The sequence below is a fragment of the Pseudoduganella sp. RAF53_2 genome, from assembly GCF_052113985.1.
Lineage (GTDB): Bacteria > Pseudomonadota > Gammaproteobacteria > Burkholderiales > Burkholderiaceae_D > Rugamonas.
In genome coordinates this window covers 1-2,330 of sequence record NZ_JBFRDW010000803.1, presented here as the reverse complement: position 1 = coordinate 2,330, position 2,330 = coordinate 1, and the positions used below count along the sequence as shown (strand labels likewise).

Annotated in this window: 3 protein-coding genes and 1 pseudogene; 3 read left to right on the top strand and 1 reads right to left on the bottom strand. The window is 63.3% G+C overall.

What is annotated here, in order from left to right:
* From AB4Z11_RS29720 to AB4Z11_RS29710, 3 genes are all read left to right on the top strand, one after another.
* The coding region (locus tag AB4Z11_RS29720) for a GspE/PulE family protein (protein ID WP_442029480.1) at positions 1–1,407 on the top strand (1,407 nt) is incomplete at its 5' end.
* 9 nt (positions 1,408–1,416) lie between these two features.
* Positions 1,417–1,752 (top strand): YciI family protein, encoded by a 336-nt coding sequence (locus AB4Z11_RS29715; protein WP_442029478.1) that lies wholly within the window; start codon positions 1,417–1,419, stop codon positions 1,750–1,752.
* Between the two features lie 3 nt (positions 1,753–1,755).
* Positions 1,756–2,148, top strand: coding sequence for a VOC family protein (locus AB4Z11_RS29710; protein ID WP_442029476.1), 393 nt, complete (start codon positions 1,756–1,758; stop codon positions 2,146–2,148).
* Here the strand turns inward: AB4Z11_RS29710 and AB4Z11_RS29705 are convergent.
* Positions 2,145–2,330 (bottom strand): annotated as a pseudogene (locus tag AB4Z11_RS29705) (GNAT family N-acetyltransferase); the annotation flags it as partial. The gene AB4Z11_RS29710 and the pseudogene AB4Z11_RS29705 overlap by 4 nt on opposite strands.

Sequence of the window (2,330 nt, the reverse complement as noted above, 5' to 3'; positions counted from 1 at the left end):
GTGGTGTACAGCGTGACCACGGGGCGCGAGTTCGCGCAAACGGTGGACCAGTTCTACGGCTCGGGCGGTGATAGCACCAGCGTGGGCGAGCTGCTGTCCGGCATGGAGGAGCACGACGAGGAGCAGGAGGCCGAAGTCTCCGAAGCGGTCGAGAATGAGCTGGTCAAGCTGATTAACAAGATCATCGTCGACGCTTACCGCCAGGGCGTGTCCGACATTCACATTGAACCCCTGCCCGGCAAAGGCAAGACCGGTATCCGCTTCCGCAAGGATGGCTCGCTGGTGCCGTATATCGAGATTCCGGCCGCCTATCGTGCAGCGATGGTGGCGCGCATCAAGATCATGTGCGACCTCGATATCTCCGAGCGCCGCAAGCCGCAGGACGGCAAGATCAAGTTCAAAAAATACGGTCCCCTGGACATCGAGTTACGCGTGGCCACCATCCCATCCACCGGCGGCGTGGAAGATGTGGTGATGCGCATCCTGGCCGCCGGCGAACCGATCCCGCTGGACAAGCTGGGCGTGCTGCCCGCCAACCTGGACCGCCTGCGCGCCACCATCGAGAAACCCTACGGCCTGTTCTTTGTCTGCGGCCCCACCGGCTCGGGCAAGACCACCACCCTACACTCGGTGCTGAATTATCTGAACACGCCGGAAACGAAAATCTGGACGGCCGAGGACCCGGTCGAGATCACGCAGAAAGGCTTGCGCCAGGTGCAGGTCAACCGCAAGGCGGGGCTGGACTTCGCGACCGTGATGCGCGCCTTCCTGCGTGCCGATCCGGACGTGATCATGGTTGGCGAAATGCGCGACAAGGAAACCGTCAGCATGGGCATTGAAGCTTCGCTGACCGGCCACCTGGTGTTTGCCACGCTGCACACCAACAGCGCACCGGAGTCCATCGTGCGCCTGCTGGACATGGGCATGGACCCGTTCAACTTCGCCGATGCTCTGCTGGGGATTCTGGCGCAGCGTCTGGCCAAGCGTCTGTGCAACAGCTGCAAGATGCCTTATCACCCCGGTGAAGCGGAGCTGGAGCTGATGCTGTCCGAATACTGCGAAGAGCTGCAAAACACGGAAGCGTTCAAGAAAGATGCCCGTGCCGCACGCACTCGCGTCGCGCAAGGCTGGCAGGAGCGTTATGCCGATGCGCAGGGCCAGTTCACGCTCTATCGCCCGGTGGGCTGCGACGAGTGCAACAAGGGCTATCGCGGCCGTGTCGGCCTGCACGAACTGATGATCGGCAGCGACCGCGTCAAGAAGCTGCTGCAGGAGCACGCCCGCGTCGCCCAGCTGCTGGCTGCCGCGCTGGAAGACGGCATGCTCACGCTGAAGATGGACGGCATCGAAAAAATCCTGCTCGGCATCACCGATGTGAAGGCCGTGCGCGCAGTCTGCATCAAGTAAGGAGGGCTCATGTTGTACTCCATCATGATTTACGGTTCCGTCGCCGGATGGACGGAGGAACAGGAAGCCGCCGTGCTCGATCGCCACGCCGCTTTGCGCGAGCGGCTCGCGCGCGAGGGCCGGCTGGGGCCTGTGATGCGGCTAGGCTCCGTCGCCAATGCGCCGGCTGCGGGCGCGGATTTGCTGGGGATGTATGTTGTCGATTGCGGCAATGACGACGAAGCCGCCAGCATCGCCCGTGCCCTGCATTTCGAGGGTGCGAGTTTCGAGATACGCCCTGTCAGCAACTATCTGCCCGGCAGCCTGCACATCGACGCCGGCGCCCGTACCGGCAACTCCAGTTAGCGCATGATCTCCCACATCTTTCTCGGCGTCGGCGATTTCGATACGGCCTTCCGCTTTCATTCAGCGCTCATGTCCGCGCTGGGTCATACGCTACGCTTTCGCGACGATGCGCGTCCGTGGGCAGGGTGGCAGCCGGCGGCGGGCGGGCGTCCGCTGTTTCTGATTGGCCGTCCATTCGATGGCCAGGCCGCGACGTGCGGCAATGGACAGATGACGGCGCTGCAGGCTGCGGATCGCGCCACGGTCGACCGTGCGCATGCCGCGGCGCTCGCGAACGGCGGCTGCTGTGAAGGGCAGCCGGGCCTGCGTCCCGAATACCACGCCAACTATTACGGCGCCTATTTCCGCGACCCGGACGGCAACAAACTCTGCGTTTGCTGCCACGAGGCTGGCTAGTCGGCGAGGTAGCCGCGATCGGCAGCCGCCGCCTGGTCTTCGAAGATCGCCATCGCCGTTGTCATGCGGCGGAAACCGAACTGGCGGTAGAAGTTTTCTTTGCCCGGCACCGCGTAGAGAATGATTTTGTTGTGTCCGCGCGACTTCTCGAGCAGATGCGCTACGATGGCCTTGCCCAGTCC